Genomic DNA, 18708 nt, shown 5'->3' on the forward strand with positions numbered 1-18708 from the left:
AATATGCAAAAATCAACTAATGATCTGCTAAATTTACGCATTTTAAAAATAAATTTTGACTGCTTTTTTTATCAGCAAGCTTTGCGTAAAAACTAACACAATCACAATATATAGTGTTTATTAATTAACGTGGCACTATATATGGTTAAAACCATCAATTGGGCTTTGCCAGTTAAAATCAGCATTCCAGCTGTTGGCTTCATCAATACTTGGTATGTAACCCCAAAGTGCCGTTGCTGTGCGCATACCTGCGGCTTTGCCTGCTTGTATGTCTCGCTGTGCATCACCAATGTACAAACAGCGTTTTGGTTGCACTCCCATAAGCTTTGCACAGTGTAGCAGCGGTAAAGGTGATGGCTTAGCTTCAGCTAAGGTGTCGCCACTTATTACTACACTAGCATTTTTCAATGCGGGAATTGCTGCCACTAAAGGATCAGTTAAAAACCCTGGTTTGTTAGTCATGATCCCCCATTTGATCTTTTTCTGATCAAGGGCAATAAGCAACGATTCAACACCGCTGAAGCAATGTGTGTGATTTGCTATGTTTGCAGCGTATTCGTCAACTAATTGCTTAATAAGCTCGCTTTGAGGTTGTGTGTCCCATAACTCTTTAAAACCAGCCTCTAATAATGCGCCTGCGCCGTTAGATGCCGCAGGACGGTATATATCACTACTAACAGGCTCTATTTTATTATTAATGAGAACTGCATTTAAAGCCGCACCTAAATCTTCAGCGGTGTCGAGTAGAGTGCCGTCTAAATCAAATAAAAATGCATCGTACTCAATAAGGGGGAGGGGGGCTTGAGAGTTAGCCATTAAGCTAACTTCTCGAAGTACAGTATGTAATTTACGCTAACGTCACTATTGAGCGTATATTGCTTTGATAGTGGGTTATAAGAAAGGCCTGTACTTGCACGAACTTTTAAACCCGCTTGCTCTGCCCATGTAATAAGCTGTGCAGGTTTTATAAACTTTTTATGGTCGTGTGTACCTTCAGGCACCATTTTTAAAAGCTTTTCAGCACCAACAATAGCGTATAAATATGCTTTAGGTGTTTTGTTCAGGGTTGAAAAAAACACGTCTGCGCCTGGTTTGGCAAGTGCAGCTACGGCATGAATGATAGATGCTGGGTCGGGAACGTGCTCAAGCATTTCCATACAGGTTATTACATCAAAGCGCTCTGGGTGTTGCGATGCAAACTCTTCTGCTGGCACTTTTATGTAATCTACATTTACGCCAGTTTCTAAACTGTGCAACTTAGCAACAGTTAAAGGCTCTTGCCCCATATCGATGCCAGTTACTTTTGCGCCCATGCGCGCCATGCTTTGGCTTAAAATACCGCCACCACAGCCAACATCGAGTGTTTCTTTATCGAATAAGCCTTGCGTTTTGTTTGCTATAAAATCTAAACGTAACGGGTTAATTTCGTGAAGAGGTTTGAATTCTCCGTCTAAGTCCCACCAACGCTCGGCGATGGCTTCAAATTTTGCTATTTCTGCGTGATCTACATTTTGATGTTCGGTCATAAAATACTTCCTCGTCAATCTGAGGCCATTATATAGGGCTAAATTGATAAATCGCAAAGTTTTGCGCCTGTAAATTAAAATTAATTGTGATAGCATGGCTGTTAGAAATAATAACAATACTCTTAATACCCAATACCGGGTTGTTGAGAGCTGATACTGAAGGAATGTGATATCAAATGACTGATCTCGCCAATGAAATTCTGCCAGTCAATATTGAAGACGAGTTAAAAAACTCCTACTTAGATTACGCAATGAGCGTAATTGTAGGACGTGCATTACCAGACGTACGTGACGGCTTAAAACCTGTTCATCGCCGCGTTTTGTTTGCAATGAACGAGCTTAGTAATGACTGGAACAAGCCTTACAAAAAATCGGCCCGTGTGGTCGGTGACGTAATCGGTAAATACCACCCACACGGCGACAGTGCAGTTTATGACACGATAGTTCGTATGGCTCAGCCATTCTCACTGCGTTATATGCTAGTAGATGGCCAAGGTAACTTCGGTTCGGTTGATGGTGATTCAGCAGCGGCAATGCGTTATACAGAAGTACGTATGGCTAAAATGTCGCATGAGTTATTAGCCGATCTTGAAAAAGAAACGGTTGATTTCGTTCCTAACTACGATGGCACTGAGTTCATCCCTGATGTTTTACCAACGAAAGTTCCTAATTTATTAGTGAATGGTTCGTCAGGTATTGCAGTAGGTATGGCTACAAATATACCACCACATAACTTAACTGAAGTTGTAAATGGTTGTTTGGCACTTATTCAAAATCCAGATTTAACTATTTTAGAGTTAATGGATTATATCCCTGGTCCTGATTTCCCAACGGCTGCAATTATCAACGGTAAGAAGGGTATTGAACAAGCCTACTTAACTGGCCGTGGTAAAGTGTACATGCGTGCACGCGCCGACATCGAAACCGATGAAAAAACAGGCCGTGAAACAATCATCGTTCACGAAATTCCTTATCAAGTTAATAAAGCTCGTTTAATTGAAAAAATTGCTGAGCTGGTTAAAGATAAGAAAATTGAAGGTATTAGTGCGCTACGTGATGAATCAGATAAAGACGGTATGCGTATCGTTATTGAAATCAAACGTGGTGACGTAGGCGAAGTTATTTTAAACAACTTGTATTCACAAACTCAGTTACAAACTGTGTTTGGTATGAATATGGTTGCGCTAATTAATAACCAACCTAAATGTTTCAATTTAAAAGAAATGTTAGAAGAGTTTATTATTCACCGTCGTGAAGTAGTAACTCGTCGTACAGTATTTGATTTACGTAAAGCCCGTGACCGTGCACACACGCTTGAAGGCTTAGCGATTGCGCTTGCGAACATTGACCCAATTATCGAACTTATTCGTAAATCCCCTACACCTGCTGAAGCTAAAATTGCTTTAACAGCGCGTCCGTGGGAATTAGGTAATGTACAAGGTATGCTTGAAAAAGCAGGTGAAGACAATGTTGCTCGTCCAGATTGGTTAGCAAGCGAACTTGGTATTCGCGATGGTCAATATTATATCTCTGAGCAACAAGCTCAAGCAATTCTTGATTTGCGTTTACATAAGCTAACAGGTCTTGAACACGAAAAAATCTTGACCGAATACCAAGCGTTATTAGAACTAATTGCTGAACTACTTTATATTTTGGCAACTCCTGAGCGTTTAATGGAAGTTATACGTGACGAGCTAGTTGAAATTAAAGAGCAATATGGTGATGAGCGTCGCACTGAAATTAATGCAGCTGCTCACGATATCAGCCTTGAAGACTTAATTACCGAAGAAAACGTAGTAGTAACGCTTTCTCACGAAGGTTATGTGAAGTATCAAGCATTGTCTGATTACGAAGCACAGCGTCGTGGTGGTAAAGGTAAGTCAGCAACGAAGATGAAAGATGAAGATTTCATCGAACGTCTATTAGTTGCAAATACACACGATACTATATTGTGTTTCTCTACGGCCGGTCGTTTATATTGGCTTAAAGTATATCAGTTACCACTAGCGAGTCGTGCAGCGCGCGGTAAGCCAATTGTTAACTTGTTACCACTTGAAGCTGATGAACGTATTACTGCTATATTGCCAGTACGCGAGTACGCAGAAGATAAATACATCTTTATGGCAACAGCATTTGGTACAGTTAAGAAAACACCATTAACGGCTTACAGTCGTCAACGTGCAAGCGGTATTATTGCTGTTAACTTAAATGATGGCGATAGCCTGATTGGTGTTGATATTACCGATGGTAGCAATGAAATTATGTTGTTCACTGATGCAGGTAAAGTTGTACGCTTTAAAGAAGCTGAAGAAACAACAGTTGTTGATGAAAACGGTAACCCAGTATTAGACGAAGAAGGTAATCCTGAGATTCGTTTCAAAGGTGTTCGCCCAATGGGTCGTACTGCTACAGGTGTTCGTGGTATTAAAATGGCCGATGATCAACGCGTAGTATCGTTAATTGTACCAAAAACTGACGGTGCTATTTTAACGGTAACTGAAAATGGTTACGGTAAGCGTACACAACTAGAAGATTACCCATCTAAGAGCCGTGCAACACAGGGTGTTGTATCTATCAAGGTGAGTGAGCGTAACGGTGCTGTTGTTGGCGCTGTACAAGTTGATGATAACGACGAAATCATGATTATTTCAAATCGTGGTACCTTAGTACGTACTCGCGTTAATGAAGTTTCTACGGTTGGACGTAACACCCAAGGTGTTATTTTGATCAGAACTATTGACGAAGAGCAAGTAGTTGGTTTACAACGTATAGAAGAGATTGAAGTTACAGAAAGTGACTTGATTGATATTGAAGACGTTGAAACTGTAGATACGGTTATTGATGAAGTAGCGGATGATAATCCTCCTTCAGAATAATTGATATTGAAAAAGCGGCCTTGGCCGCTTTTTTTAATGTTGTTGAAAAAAATTAATAGGGTGTGAAGTTATATTCATTCACTAAAACTCAAAGGTTTAGTGGGTGGGTATTGAGCATTCATGCTAAGTAGTTAAATTACTGGAATGAGGCAAAGGTAATGAGTAAATATAATTTTTGTGCGGGGCCAGCTATGCTTCCGCAAGCGGTTATGAAAAAAGCACAAAAAGAGTTTCTAGATTGGCAAGATTTAGGTGTGTCTGTGATGGAAATAAGCCATCGTAGCAAAGAGTTTTTAGCCCTTACAGCTAAATGTGAAGCCAGCCTTCGTCGCCTAATGAATATCAGTGATGAATTTGAAGTGCTGTTTATGCATGGTGGTGGTCGTGGTCAGTTTAGTGCTGTGCCATTAAATTTACACCAAGAAGGCAAAGCTGCGGTTTATTGCGAAAACGGCGTGTGGTCAAAAAGTGCAACAGACGAGGCCAACAAGTTTACTCAAGCAACCTCTATTGATGTGCGTAATGATGCCAATGGCGAGTTTTCTATTAAACAGGTTGCTGATTGGGTGTTACCAGAAGATGCATCTTACATTCACTATTGCCCTAACGAAACGGTTGACGGCTTAGAAATTTTTGATGTACCAAGCCACCCAACTGCACCGATCGTTGCTGATATGTCGTCAACTATTTTATCACGCGAAATAGACGTTAATAAATTTGATTTAATTTACGCTGGTGCGCAAAAAAATATCGGCCCGTCGGGCATATCAATCGTTATTGTTCGTAAAACATTACTTGAGCGTGAAGGCTTACCTAAGCCAGGCATTTTAGATTACGCATTAGAAGCAAAACAAGGCAGCATGTTTAACACGCCTCCTACATTTGCTTGGTATTTAGCTGCTGAAGTATTTCAATGGCTTGAAAGTAATGGTGGCGTAAAAGCGATGGAAGTTCAAAATATTGCTAAAGCGCAGCTACTTTATGACTTTATTGATGAATCGAGCTTTTATACCAATAAAGTAGCTAAACATTGCCGTTCACGTATGAATGTTCCGTTTTGGCTTAATGATGAAAGCTTAAATGATAAGTTTGTTGCTCAGTCTAAAGATGCAGGGTTACTCGCTCTTGAAGGCCACAGAATTGTGGGCGGTATGCGCGCAAGTATTTATAACGCAATGCCTATTGAAGGTGTTCAAGCACTTGTAGACTTTATGGCTGCTTTTGCAAAGGAGCACAGCTAATGGAGCAGCTTCGTTTAGAACCTATTTCTAGAGTAAATGGCACAGTAACCCTACCAGGTTCAAAGAGTCTATCGAACAGAATTTTATTATTAGCAGCACTTGCAAGCGGTACTACCGTTGTAGAAAACTTACTTGATAGTGACGATATACGCCATATGCTGGGCGCCTTAAAGTTATTAGGTGTAAATGTAACTTTAAATGATGACCGCACTGTAGCCACCGTAGAGGGTGTTAGTGGTGTGTTTAATACACCGACTGAGCCATTGTTTTTAGGTAATGCGGGTACTGCTTATAGACCTTTAACGGCAGTACTTGCTGCCGTTGCTGGTAAGTACGAGCTAATTGGCGAGCCACGTATGGAAGAGCGCCCGATAGGGCACTTGGTTGACGCGCTGCAAGCATTGGGTGGTGATGTTACTTATACAAAGCACAAAGACTACCCACCACTTAAAATTGTGGGTGGCCAAATAAAAGGCGGTGAGGTTGAAATTGACGGCAGTATTTCAAGTCAATTTTTAACCGCTCTATTAATGGCAGCGCCATTATTTAACGGTGATACAACAATAACTATTAAAGGTACTTTAGTCTCTAAACCTTATATTGATATTACACTTGATGTAATGGCACGTTTTGGGGTTAATGTTGAGCATAGTGATTATGCAACCTTTAAAGTTAAAGGTGGTCAACAGTATCAATCATTAGATCGCATAATGGTTGAAGGCGATGCATCTTCTGCCTCTTACTTTGTTGCTGCGGCTGCAATTGCAGGCGGTGAGATTGAAATTAAGGGCGTGGGTGCCAAGTCGGTGCAAGGTGATATAGGCTTTGCCAAAGTAATGGAGCAAGTAGGCGCAAAAATTGATTGGTATGATGAGCGTTTAGTTGTTCGCAAAGGCGAACTAAAAGGCGTGGATATTGACGCCAATGCAATTCCTGATGCAGCTATGACTCTTGCAACTGTTGCTCTTTTTGCCAAAGGCCCAACAGCCATTCGTAACATTTATAACTGGCGAGTAAAAGAGACAGACCGTTTATATGCAATGGCAACTGAGCTTCGTAAAGTAGGCGCACAGGTTGTAGAAGGTGAAGATTTTATAGAGATCACCCCACCTGAAACATTTAATGATGTTGCTGTTGATACTTACGACGATCACCGTATAGCCATGTGTTTTGCAATGGTTGCCGTTGGTGGAAAGCCAATAACAATTAATGATCCAAAGTGTACCTATAAAACATTTCCTACATTTTTCAATGTTTTAGCGTCAGTCAGTGAATAAGCTAATTAGAAGTAATTACAAAAGTTACACACTAATAGCAGATATATTTTAATAACTGACGTATAATGTCGCGGTTTATTTAGGTGTGCATTGCAGGAGGTTTTAAATGCAGGCGTTATTAATGCCCGTGATCACCGTTGATGGCCCAAGTGGTTCAGGTAAAGGAACTGTTTGTCGCTTGTTAGCCGACAAGTTAGGGTGGGATGTATTAGATAGCGGTGCGATTTATCGTGTTTTATCTTTAGCTGCACTTCATCACCAAATTGCATTAGACAATGAAGAAGGGCTTGTCCCGCTTGCTGCAAATTTAGATGTGCAGTTTTTGGTAGATAGCCAAACTAATGCAGGAAAAGTTATTTTAGAAGGCGAAGATGTAACCACTACTATTCGTAATGAAGAAGTAGGCGCTGCGGCTTCAAAAGTTGCAGCATTACCTCGCGTTCGTGAAGCGTTATTACGTCGCCAGCGTGCATTTCGCACTGAAAATGGCTTAATTGCCGATGGCCGTGATATGGGCACTGTGGTTTTTCAAGATGCGCCGTTAAAAATATATTTAACAGCCAGTGCAGAAGAGCGTGCTCGTAGACGCTTTGTTGAGTTGAATACGCGCGGCCTTGATGTTACACTAAGTGGTCTATTACAGGACATTCAAGCTCGTGACGAGCGCGATATGAATCGCACCGTTGCTCCGCTTGTACCTGCAGAGGATGCTATTGAGATCGATACTAGCGATCTTAATGCACAGCAAGTGTTTGATAAGGTAATAACTTTATTGGATATTGCTATCTCTGAAGGTAAGCTTCCTAAACGAAGCTAAACACATTTTATGCGCCAGCAGGATGCCAGTGCTATTTTAACAACCCCATGCAGCATGGTTGCTTATTGGTATTAATATATGAGACGTATATTCGTATGTCAGAAAATTTTGCGCAGTTATTTGAAGAAAGCTTAAAGGGTTTTGAAGCAGAGCAAGGCTCTATCGTTAAAGGTACAGTAATCTCTATCGAGAATAACATTGTACTTGTAGATGCTGGTCTTAAATCAGAAAGTGCTATCCCTGCAGAGCAGTTCAAAAATGCTGCTGGTGAACTAGAAGTTGCTGTAGGCGACGAAGTAGATGTTGCACTAGATGCAATTGAAGACGGTTTCGGTGAAACTATCCTTTCTCGTGAGAAAGCTAAGCGTCACGAAGCATGGATCCGTCTTGAGAAAGCATGTGAAGAGCAAGAGACTGTTACTGGTGTTATCAACGGTAAAGTTAAAGGCGGTTTCACAGTTGAAGTTGATTCAATCCGTGCTTTCCTACCTGGTTCACTTGTTGATGTTCGTCCAGTACGTGACACAACTCACCTTGAAGGCAAAGAGCTTGAATTTAAAGTAATCAAGCTTGACCAAAAACGTAACAACGTTGTTGTTTCACGTCGTGCAGTTATCGAATCTGAAAACTCACAAGAACGTGAAGAGCTTCTTGCTAACCTTGTTGAAGGCCAAGAAGTTAAAGGTATCGTTAAGAACCTTACTGACTACGGTGCATTCGTTGACCTTGGTGGTGTTGATGGTCTACTACACATTACTGATATGGCTTGGAAGCGTGTTAAGCACCCTTCAGAAATCGTTAATGTTGGCGACGAAATCGCAGTTAAAGTTCTAAAATTCGACAAAGATAAAACTCGTGTTTCTCTAGGCCTTAAACAGCTTGGTGAAGATCCATGGGCAGCTATCGCTGGTCGTTACCCAGAAGGTTCTAAACTTTCTGGTCGTGTTACTAACCTTACAGATTACGGCTGTTTCGTGGAAATCGAAGAAGGCGTTGAAGGTTTAGTACACGTTTCTGAAATGGATTGGACTAACAAGAACATCCATCCTTCAAAAGTTGTAAGCCTTGGCGACACTGTTGAAGTTATGGTTTTAGAAATTGACGAAGAACGTCGTCGTATTTCTCTTGGTCTTAAGCAATGTATTGCTAATCCTTGGCAGGAATTTGCTCGTCTACAAAACAAAGGCGATCAAGTTACTGGTAAGATCAAATCAATCACTGACTTCGGTATCTTTATCGGTCTTGACGGTGGTATTGACGGTCTTGTACACCTTTCAGACATTTCTTGGAATACACCTGGCGAAGAAGCTGTACGTGAATTCAAGAAAGGCGACGAAATCACTGCTATCGTATTGCAAGTTGACCCAGAGCGTGAACGTATCTCTCTAGGTGTTAAGCAAATCGAAGCTGACCCATTCAATAACTACCTTGATGCAAACAAAAAAGGTGCTATTGTTAAAGGTAAAGTGACTGAAGTTGATGCGAAAGGCGCAACTGTTGAACTTATCGAAGGCGTTGAAGGTTACATCCGTGTAGCTGATATCGCTCAAGAGCGCGTTGAAGATGCAACTACTGTTGTTTCTGTAGGCGACGAGATTGAAGTTAAATACGTTGGTGTTGATCGTAAGAACCGCACTTTAAGCTTATCTGTAAAAGCTCTTTTCGAAGCAGAAGAGAAAGAAGTACTAGAGAAGCTTAAGAAAGAAGAGCCAGTGTTTGAAAACGCAATGGCAGCTGCTTTCGCAAATGCACAAAAAGACTAATATATAATTAGTTTTTAGTTGGAAGGGCATTTTTTGCCCTTCCTATATCTCTTTTTAAGGAAACGCTATGACTAAGTCAGAATTGATAGAAATACTTGCGGAACAACACGCACACGTTCCAGTGAAAGATGTTGAGAATGCTGTAAAAGAAATTCTTGAACAAATGGCCGGCTCATTATCTACTTCAGATCGTATTGAGATCAGAGGTTTTGGTAGTTTCTCTTTGCATTTCCGCGCTCCTCGCACAGGTCGTAATCCTAAGACTGGTGATACAGTTGAGCTTGAAGGAAAGCATGTACCTCATTTTAAACCAGGCAAAGAATTACGCGACCGCGTGAATGAAAGCATTGCCTAGTTAACTTAGTGGAGTAGTTACTTGTTCAAGGTATTAAAAATTATTCTGGTTGCACTATGCCTTATCAGTGCATTTGTATTAGGGTCACAAAACCCACAGTTAGTACAAGTAAATTACATTATAGCCAGTAATACACTACCTTTAGCTGTAATAATAAGTATCTGCTTTTTATTAGGTGTTTTGATTGGTTGTTTTATTAGCTTTAAATTGTTTTCGCAATTAAAGTGGCAAAACTACCGCTTAAAAAAGCAATTAGCGCCTGAAAAAGATAAAAAAAAGCTTGCCGCGAATAAAGACACCTAACTATGATTGAGCTTTTGTTTTTACTATTACCTGTTGCCGCTGGTTACGGTTGGATTATGGGTAAAAACAGTGCTAAAAACCAAGCTCATCAACTTAATCGTCAGATCACTTCTGAATATAGCAAAGGCTTAAAATTTCTACTCGATAGAGAAGAAGATCAAGGCTTAGAGCATTTAATCAACTTACTTGAAGTTTCAGCCGACTCTGTTGAACACTATTCTACACTTGCCACCATGTTTCGCCGTAGAGGTGAATTAGACCGCGCAATAAAAATTCACGAACTTCTATTAAAACACCCAAGCTTAAATGAACAACAAGCTGCAACTAGCCGTTTAGAACTAGCCGAAGATTATATAATGGCCGGACTACTAGATAGTGCGGAAGAGCACTTAGTTTGGTTAGTTAAAGCAGGGCATGTAGAAGCGCTGGACCCTATTATCACTTTATATTCGCAAACCCGTGAGTGGGAAAAAGGCATCAACATGTTTGAAGCCCATAGCGAACTATTTTCAAAAGAACAGCAATTTAAAGCAATTGCTAATTTTTATTGTGAGTCAGCTTTAAGTGACAATACACCCCAACTAATGAGAAAAGCGATTAGCTTAAATTATAAAGCCGTGCGTCCGCTTTACGAGTTAGGGTTAGTTGCTTACGCAAAAGAAGATTACGTTAAAGCTATTTATTACTGGCGTGAACTTGTCTCTCAATTTACCTTGTTTGCTCCGTTGTTTATTGATGAGCTGGCACACAGTTATAAACAATTGAATTTGACGCATCAATTTCACGAGTTAGTCAGTGACTTGTTAGAGAAGGGCGGAGTATTAATTAAAATAAAGCATTGCCAAGCATTACTTGAGCAAGGTCACACTAAGCAAGCCTTTGAATTTTTAACTGATAGCTTAAAACGTCAACCTACTATTCGTGGTTTTAGTTTTTTACTGCAATTAATGGGTGACCAAAATAAAAATACTAAAGAAGTACTTAACGAAATTGATAAGCTTGTAACCTCTTATATTGCTACAAAACCAGATTTCCAATGCCAGCATTGTGGTTTTACAAGCTACACCATATATTGGAACTGCCCTTCTTGTAAGCATTGGGAAACCATTGTTCCAAGTCGAGGCTTAGACGGATTTTAATAACCCCATAATTTATAACTTTACTGCCATTCACTAGGATAGTTATGTCTTTCGAACACTCAAAAAAAATTCTTATTGCATTAGATTACGATGATCAAGAAGTTGCTTTAAACTTTGTTAAACAACTTTCTCCTGATACTTGCCGTCTCAAGGTCGGCAAAGAAATGTTTACCTATTTTGGACCTGCATTTGTTAAAGAGTTAATTGATTTAGGTTTTGATGTTTTCTTAGATTTAAAATTTCATGATATTCCTAATACAGTAGCTAAAGCGGTTACTGCAGCTGCTAAAATGGGGGTGTGGATGGTAAACGTTCATGCTTCTGGTGGCTTTGAAATGATGAGTAAAGCTAAATCGGCTCTAGAGCAATTTGGTGACAAAGCGCCATTACTTATCGCTGTGACTGTATTAACAAGTATGGATGAAACAGAACTTAAGCGTTTAGGTGTTGATAAATCAGCTCAAGAGCAAGTTATCTATTTAGCTAAGCTTGCAAAGGAAGCTGGGCTTGATGGTGTTGTGTGTTCTGCACAAGAAGCAAAAGCTTTAAAAACAGAGTTAGGTGATAGCTTTAAGCTTGTTACGCCTGGTATACGCCCTGAAGGGAGTGATGCGGGTGATCAAAAGCGTATAATGACTCCTAAGCAAGCTATAGATTCAGGAAGTGACTATTTAGTTATAGGCAGACCGATTACTCAAGCAGATAATCCTGTAAAAGTGCTTAGTGATGTTAATAACTCTATAGCTTAATTTAACAATAAGCAGTCATATAGTGCTAAAACCCCTTACCTTATGTGAGTTTTATGTTACATTAATAAAATCAAAATGTAGTAGGGGTTTGTTTTGAAGTTATTTTTTGGTTCTATAGTAATTGTTATTGCGGGTTTTTCAGTAAATAAGTACGTTTTTTCTAATAAAGCATACGATGGTGTAACAACCGTTACAGATATAATTCCAACGTACCCAGTCGATATGTTTGATTTTAAAAAAACAATGCAAGATTATGCTCATCATCTGTGTTACAAAAATGAAGATACACTCATATCTCAGCATGTAAGCGTTAGTGAATGTATATCAAAGCTTGATGATAAAAAAACAGAATGTGAAAAAAAGGTTTTTCGTTTGGCGCCGCTCAATCTTGAGTCGGAAGTTGAAGTGCTTGATTATTCAAGGCAATATACGCAATGTACATTGCCTTATAAATATATTTTAGGTTAATTACAAACAGGTATTATTAGTAATTACAGCCAATTATAATTAAGATCTTAAGCGAATGGATTTCGCTTCAATATCTATTAACTCTTGTTTAAATAAGCCACCAATTGCTTTTTTATAATTAGCCTTACTTGTAGAAAACATCTTTTTTATTGCTTCAGGATCAGACTTATCACCAAGTGGAATAACACCGCCTTCGTTTTTAAGCTTTTGCATAATAGTTTCACCAAGGTCACTTACTTTTCCCATACCTGGCTTTTCTAGTACAACATCAATTTTTCCGTCGTCACGTACTTTTTGAATATAGCCTTTAAGCTTTTGACCCACAAATAAGCTTTTAAATACCATATTGTAAAAAACAACACCGAAGTGCGACTCTTCAATTAATACTTTGTAGCCAATATCTGTTTTGCCAGCAACAATTAAATCCACTTCTTGTAAGTGAGTATATTGCGGCTCATCTTTTGATAAGAAACGATTAAAATTGTTTGAGGCACAAATACGTTGGCTTGCATTATCAAGGTACAGGCGTACTAAATAAGAATGGCCTTCTTGCATGCGTGGCTTTTGTTCATTAAAAGGTGCAAGCACATCTTTCTCAAGCCCCCAATCTAAAAATGCCCCAATACTATTTATTTCTTTAACGCGTAGTAGGGCATACTCGCCAACTTGAGCATGTGGTTTCTTTATTGTTGCTGTGGCTAAATTAGCATTGTCTAAAAAGATAAATACACTAATACTATCGCCCGCTTCAAGCTCATGTTTTATTTCTTGTTTTGGTAAAAATACTTCACCTAAATCATGGCCGTCTAAGTAAGCACCTTCGTTACTCACTTCTTTTACAAATAATGTTTGTGTGGTTCCTAGGTAACTCATAATTATTCCTGCTCAGGCTTTTTTTTACGGCGCATTGGTGTATCGCCATCAATGTTCATCGGTGCTTTAATTGGTGCTGTAGGCTTTTTAGGTTTAGCTTTGCGTTTAAATGCAGGCTTTTTAACAGCGGCGGCTTTTTCTTTAGATTTGTCCCACGCTGCCTCAGGTTTTTTCTCTTTTAAACCTTTAAACTTAGCTTTTAGGCTCTCTACGCTCGCAAATTTTAATTCGTCATTTAAAAATGCTTTAATAGCTAAATAACTTGCCCAATCTTTTGGGCCAACTAATGAAATTGCATTTCCTTTAAAGCCAGCACGTCCTGTACGACCTATGCGGTGTACATACTCTTCAGCGTGTTTTGGTAAATCAAAGTTAATAACGTGCGTTACGCTTAATAAATCTAAACCACGAGATGCAACGTCGGTGGTGATCAATATTTTAAAGTTTTCGCGACTAAACGAATCCATGATATCTAAACGTTTGTTTTGCGTTAAATCACCAGCAAGCGCTACAGATTTGAAGCCTTTAGCATTAAGGGCTTCACTCAAACGGCTCGTGTCAGAACGCGTTGCTGTGAAGATAATACATTGACCAACATCATCTTGGTTTAAAAAATGCTCTAATAACGCTTCTTTATGATCAAGGTGATCGGCAAGGTATAACGTTTGTTTAATATCACTATGTTGCTCATTTGCTGCACTTAGCGTAATTTGCTTTGGTTTTTTTAATAGGTTACGTGATAGTGCATCTACTTGTGCATGGTCAAGTGTTGCAGAAAACAATAACGTTTGGCGTAGACGGTGATTAGCTTGCTCGTTAATCATTTTTAACTGCTCGGTAAAGCCTAAATCTAAAATACGATCGGCTTCATCAAAAATAAGCAGTTCTAGTCCGCTCAATTGTAATGAACGTTTTGTAATGTGATCAGCTAAACGCCCTGGTGTAGCAACTACGAATTGTGGGTCGTTTCTAAGAGCTTTTATTTGGTCATTAAAGTTTTCGCCACCAAGTATTTTTACGGCCTTAATGGCTGTGCCTGCAATTAATAAACGTAGCTGAGTAAATACTTGCGTAGCAAGCTCACGCGTAGGAGCAACAATAAGTACACGAGGATCGCGTTTACTGAGTGCTTTTTGTTTCATAACCCTTTGTACAGCAGGTAATAAAAACGCCAAGGTTTTGCCCGACCCAGTTTTAGACTGAGCGAAAATGTCATGCCCTGCAAGTGCGGTAGGCACTGCATGCGCTTGAATATCGGTGGGCTGGGTGATCCCTTGATGTGCTAGTTGTGTTTCAAGGCGTGTATCAATCCCAAGATCAGTAAACTGCAATGTGTGTTTCTCCAAAATGAGCAAATTAACTCTATAAATTTATCAGCGCATTATAGCTTACACAGCTAGGTCGCTAACAGTAAAAACCAATCTATAGCGCTATTTTTTGCAATTAAACTAAAAAAGCGTAAAATATGCGCCCCATATGCGCCGGATTTACGATTCGGTAGACGCCAATATTGGCTAACAAGGCAAAATAGGAAATATAATGACTGTTGTTCATAAAGATAATGTAACGGGCGATCACTTTGTAGTGTGTGCGCTGTATAAGTTTGTAGGTTTACCTGAATTTGAAGCTATCCGTAAGCCATTACTAGAAGTGATGGAAGCAAATGAAGTACGCGGTACTTTATTGCTCGCTGCCGAAGGTATAAACGGCACTGTTTCTGCAAAACGAGAAGGGATAGACAACTTATTAGCATGGCTAGATGAGCAACCAAATTTAAAAAACATCGTTACAAAAGAATCTTACGACGATGAATGTCCGTTTTACCGCACTAAAGTAAAACTAAAAAAAGAAATTGTAACGATGGGCGTTGAAGGCGTAGATCCGCTTAAAGTTGTGGGTAGCTATGTAAAGCCAAATGAGTGGAACGCACTTATATCTGACCCTGAAGTAATTTTAATTGATACACGTAATGATTACGAAATTGAAATTGGTACATTTCAAAATGCGGTCGATCCAAATACTAAAACCTTTCGCGAATTTCCACAGTGGGCAAAAGAAAACTTAGACCCTGAGAAACACAAAAAAGTGGCGATGTTTTGTACCGGCGGTATCCGCTGCGAAAAATCGACAGCCTACATGAAAGAGCAAGGTTTTGATGAAGTTTATCACCTTGAAGGCGGTATCTTAAAATACCTAGAAGAAGTACCAAAAGAAGAAACCATGTGGGAAGGCGAGTGTTTTGTATTTGATAATCGCGTTGCGGTTGATCATGACCTACAAAAAGGCTCTTATGATCAATGCCACGCGTGTCGTATGCCAATTACAGAAGACGAAAAGTTAAAGCCTGAATACATGGAGGGCGTCTCTTGTCATCATTGTATTGAAGAAGTAACGGACGAACAACGCGCACGTTTTGCAGAGCGCCAAAAGCAAATAGAATTAGCGCAAGCGCGTGGTGAGGGCCATATTGGTAATGAAGCACAAGCTGTTTTACAGCAACGTAAAGAAGCTAAAAAAGCCCAAAAAGACGCTCAGCGCGGTAAATAAATTTATACAATAAGTATTACATTTAAAGAGTCTATTTAGGCTCTTTTTTTGTGCCTAAATTTGTACAGTAATTGTTTTCACACCCCGATGATAGTGTTAATCTGCAAAACAGATTTAGTCATTTTAATGCGCATACAGGAAGGGATTTATGCAAGCCGAACAAGTTGAAATCGCACAATTTTTAGCACAACATCCTCCTTTTGATGACTTACCTCAAAAAGCGCTTAATGAGCTAGCTCAACAAGTAGAAGTGGCTTATTTTAGAGCAAAAACAGATATCTTGAGTTTTGGACAAGACATTTCTGATTTGTATGTAATTAGAAGTGGCTCTGTAGAAATGTACCGCCGAAATGGCGAGCTGTATAATCGTTTGGCTACCGCAGGTATATTTGGTCAAATGGGTTTATTGATGAACCGTAAGGTACGTTTTCCTGCAACTGCTCTTGAAGATACGTTAGTATATTGCATAAATGTCGAGCTATTTAATCGTTACTGTGATCAGTTTGATGCGTTTGCTGATTACTTCGAAACAGACGGTAACGTGCGTTTGCATCAAGCTATTGTCGAGCAAGCCGATGGCAATGACCTGACAACCGCGAAGGTAAAATCATTAATTCACAGAGATGTAGTCACCGTAGATGCAACCTCTACGATACAAGATATCGCTAAATTAATGACCGAAGAGGCGGTATCATCAGTGTTGGTAACCGATGTAAATAAACCCATAAATGATGACCCAGAAGAAGATGATGGACAAGTAGTTGGTATAATAACCGATAGGGATTTACGCACTAAAGTAGTGGCTAAAGGGCTTGCCTTTAACACGCAAGCAAAAGACATTATGTCCACTAACTTAGTACTATTAGATGCTAATGACTATATTTTCGAAGCTGTATTGGCCATGCTTAGAGATAACTTACATCATTTGCCAGTAGTACAGAAAAGACGCCCAATAGGCGTTATCTCCCTCTCTGATATTTTGCGTTATGAATCCCAAAGCAGCTTATTACTTGTACGTGGCATACTGGCTCAACAAACAATAGAGGATTTGGCGCATTATGCACGCCAATTGCCCAATGTGTTTGTTCGTATGGTGAATGAAGATGCAAACTCACACATGGTTGGTACAGCCATGGCTGTTATAGGGCGTACATTTAAACAAAGATTACTTGTACTAGCAGAAGAAAAGTTCGGGCCACCTCCTGTGCCTTACTGTTTTATTGCTCTGGGCTCAATGGCTCGAGACGAGCAACTTATTGTAACCGATCAAGACAACGCGCTTATTTTAGATGACTGTTACGACGATGAGAAACATAACGCGTATTTTCAAAACATTGCCGATTTTGTGTGTGATGGTTTAGCGCAGTGTGGTTACACCTACTGTGATGGAGAAATTATGGCATCGTTTAAAAAATGGCGTAAAACTCGCTCACAGTGGTTCGATCAATTTGCAGATTGGATAGCGCAGCCAAAACCACAAGCACTGCTTAATAGTTCTATATTTTTTGACTTAGACGGTGTGTGGGGTAAAACCAAGTGGGCCGACGAGCTTAAAATATTTATAGCAAAACAAAGTAAAGTAAATCGCGTATTTTTAGCTAATATGGCAGCAAATGCTAGAAATAGAACACCTCCACTAGGTTTCTTTAAGGGCTTTGTTATGGAGCATAATGGCCAACATAAGCGTTCAATGAACTTAAAGCGAAGAGGGACTGCACCTCTTTCTGATGTTATTCGCGTGCACGCATTGGCTATTGGCTCACGTAAACAAAATTCGTTTGAGCGGCTAGAAGATATTATTGAAGCGAAACTTTTACCACAGGGTAAAGCGCAAGATTTACGTGATGCACTTGAGTATATTGCCATGATGCGAATTCGCCATCAAGCGTGGCAAATAGAGAAGGGCGAAGAGCCCGATAACGACTTAGATCCACATTTACTTTCTCCGTTCGAGCAACGAAACTTAAAAGAGGCATTTGCCATTTTAGAAAAAGCACAAAGCTATTTAAAATTTAGCTACACAGCAAACTCTGGTGTGAAGTAGCCTATGAATCCGCGTAATCATAAAGCAATTGATTGGCAAGCTAGGTATAACGAGCTTGCCAATAGCACCAAAAATAAACTCTTAAAACACTTTTATGCGGGTGCTTATAATCAAGACAAAGCTGCAATAAAAGACGTGCCTTTTGTAGCAATGGATTTTGAAACAACAGGCTTAAATAGTCAAAACGACGATATAGTGAGTGTTGGTTTGGTGCCGTTCAATTTAGAGCGCATTTATTGTAAGCACAGTCGGCATTGGGTTGTGCAGCCTAGGCGCAACCTTCATGAAGAGTCTATTTTAATACATGGAATAACGCACTCTGAGGTGGACGACGCCCCCGACTTTAATCAAATTATAGAGCCTTTACTTGAAGCGCTCAGTGGTAAAGTTGTCGTGGTGCATTATGCCGCAATAGAACGTCACTTTTTAAATAATGCGTTATTGTTAAGGCTTAAAGAAGGTATTGAGTTTGCACTTGTTGATACAATGGAAATAGAAAAAAGAGCACTAAAAGTAAGGCAGGGTTTATTAGGGCGATTGTTTAACACAAAATTAGGTTCTCTTAGGCTAACAGATTGCCGTGCGCGTTATTCCCTACCAGCATATCAAAATCACAATGCGTTAACGGATGCACTTGCTACAGCAGAACTTTTACAAGCGCAACTGAGTTATCATTATCGTGTAGATACTCCAATCTCAGAGCTGTGGTTCTAGCTTTTAATGACCAAAC

Annotated in this window: 17 protein-coding genes; 13 read left to right on the forward strand and 4 right to left on the reverse strand. The window is 39.7% G+C overall.

Annotation, left to right across the window (positions count from 1 at the left end):
• Window positions 1-135: 135 nt before the first annotated feature.
• Window positions 136-816 carry an HAD-IA family hydrolase gene (locus tag GQR47_RS01655; protein WP_024597261.1) on the reverse strand — a complete coding sequence of 227 codons (681 nt, stop codon included), beginning with the start codon at window positions 814-816 and terminating at the stop codon, window positions 136-138.
• Window positions 816-1526: a bifunctional 2-polyprenyl-6-hydroxyphenol methylase/3-demethylubiquinol 3-O-methyltransferase UbiG gene (gene ubiG / locus GQR47_RS01660; RefSeq protein ID WP_024597262.1), complete on the reverse strand. Its 711-nt coding sequence runs from the start codon at window positions 1524-1526 to the stop codon at window positions 816-818. The genes GQR47_RS01655 and ubiG overlap by 1 nt, the downstream gene beginning before the upstream one ends.
• Window positions 1527-1702: 176 nt before the next feature.
• On the opposite strand from ubiG, the gene gyrA reads away from it, so the two are divergent.
• The 10 genes from gyrA to GQR47_RS01710 all read left to right on the forward strand — a co-directional run bounded on the left by gyrA (window position 1703) and on the right by GQR47_RS01710 (window position 12514).
• Window positions 1703-4402, forward strand: a complete 2700-nt coding sequence (gene gyrA / locus GQR47_RS01665; RefSeq protein ID WP_002961163.1) for a DNA topoisomerase (ATP-hydrolyzing) subunit A — start codon at window positions 1703-1705, stop codon at window positions 4400-4402.
• A gap of 158 nt (window positions 4403-4560) precedes the next feature.
• Entirely contained in the window at window positions 4561-5643 is a 1083-nt protein-coding gene (gene serC / locus GQR47_RS01670; RefSeq protein ID WP_024595544.1) for a 3-phosphoserine/phosphohydroxythreonine transaminase, read from the forward strand.
• Window positions 5643-6920: a 3-phosphoshikimate 1-carboxyvinyltransferase gene (gene aroA, locus GQR47_RS01675; protein WP_154903187.1), complete on the forward strand. Its 1278-nt coding sequence runs from the start codon at window positions 5643-5645 to the stop codon at window positions 6918-6920. The genes serC and aroA overlap by 1 nt, the downstream gene beginning before the upstream one ends.
• Window positions 6921-7026: 106 nt before the next feature.
• A complete protein-coding gene (gene cmk / locus GQR47_RS01680; RefSeq protein WP_154903185.1) occupies window positions 7027-7737 on the forward strand; it encodes a (d)CMP kinase in 711 nt (236 codons plus the stop codon).
• Window positions 7738-7832: 95 nt separating this feature from the next.
• The gene (rpsA, locus tag GQR47_RS01685; RefSeq protein ID WP_002961176.1) at window positions 7833-9500 is read left to right on the forward strand and encodes a 30S ribosomal protein S1; all 1668 of its coding nucleotides are present in this window, start codon (window positions 7833-7835) and stop codon (window positions 9498-9500) included.
• A gap of 67 nt (window positions 9501-9567) precedes the next feature.
• On the forward strand, window positions 9568-9855 hold the full coding sequence (gene ihfB / locus GQR47_RS01690) for an integration host factor subunit beta (RefSeq protein ID WP_002961178.1): 288 nt from the start codon (window positions 9568-9570) through the stop codon (window positions 9853-9855).
• 21 nt (window positions 9856-9876) lie between these two features.
• Window positions 9877-10158, forward strand: coding sequence for a LapA family protein (locus GQR47_RS01695; RefSeq protein ID WP_039489780.1), 282 nt, complete (start codon window positions 9877-9879; stop codon window positions 10156-10158).
• Between the two features lie 2 nt (window positions 10159-10160).
• Window positions 10161-11297, forward strand: coding sequence for a lipopolysaccharide assembly protein LapB (gene lapB / locus GQR47_RS01700; protein ID WP_002961182.1), 1137 nt, complete (start codon window positions 10161-10163; stop codon window positions 11295-11297).
• A gap of 44 nt (window positions 11298-11341) precedes the next feature.
• Window positions 11342-12046: an orotidine-5'-phosphate decarboxylase gene (pyrF, locus tag GQR47_RS01705; RefSeq protein WP_002961184.1), complete on the forward strand. Its 705-nt coding sequence runs from the start codon at window positions 11342-11344 to the stop codon at window positions 12044-12046.
• Window positions 12047-12139: 93 nt separating this feature from the next.
• Window positions 12140-12514 carry a hypothetical protein gene (locus tag GQR47_RS01710; protein WP_024595713.1) on the forward strand — a complete coding sequence of 125 codons (375 nt, stop codon included), beginning with the start codon at window positions 12140-12142 and terminating at the stop codon, window positions 12512-12514.
• Between the two features lie 39 nt (window positions 12515-12553).
• On the opposite strand, the gene GQR47_RS01715 is transcribed toward GQR47_RS01710, so the two are convergent.
• Window positions 12554-13387 carry a S1-like domain-containing RNA-binding protein gene (locus GQR47_RS01715; protein WP_002961188.1) on the reverse strand — a complete coding sequence of 278 codons (834 nt, stop codon included), beginning with the start codon at window positions 13385-13387 and terminating at the stop codon, window positions 12554-12556.
• A 2-nt stretch (window positions 13388-13389) separates the two neighbouring features.
• Entirely contained in the window at window positions 13390-14718 is a 1329-nt protein-coding gene (locus GQR47_RS01720) for a DEAD/DEAH box helicase (RefSeq protein ID WP_002961190.1), read from the reverse strand.
• A gap of 208 nt (window positions 14719-14926) precedes the next feature.
• Here GQR47_RS01720 and GQR47_RS01725 point away from each other — a divergent pair, with 208 nt between their 5' ends.
• The 3 genes from GQR47_RS01725 to GQR47_RS01735 all read left to right on the forward strand — a co-directional run bounded on the left by GQR47_RS01725 (window position 14927) and on the right by GQR47_RS01735 (window position 18692).
• Entirely contained in the window at window positions 14927-15934 is a 1008-nt protein-coding gene (locus GQR47_RS01725; protein WP_002961191.1) for a rhodanese-related sulfurtransferase, read from the forward strand.
• A gap of 148 nt (window positions 15935-16082) precedes the next feature.
• Window positions 16083-17978, forward strand: coding sequence for a DUF294 nucleotidyltransferase-like domain-containing protein (locus GQR47_RS01730; protein ID WP_154903183.1), 1896 nt, complete (start codon window positions 16083-16085; stop codon window positions 17976-17978).
• 3 nt (window positions 17979-17981) lie between these two features.
• Window positions 17982-18692, forward strand: coding sequence for a 3'-5' exonuclease (locus GQR47_RS01735; RefSeq protein ID WP_154903181.1), 711 nt, complete (start codon window positions 17982-17984; stop codon window positions 18690-18692).
• Window positions 18693-18708: the final 16 nt, after the last annotated feature.

It is taken from the genome of Pseudoalteromonas sp. Z1A2 (assembly GCF_011378755.1).
Lineage (GTDB): Bacteria > Pseudomonadota > Gammaproteobacteria > Enterobacterales > Alteromonadaceae > Pseudoalteromonas > Pseudoalteromonas distincta.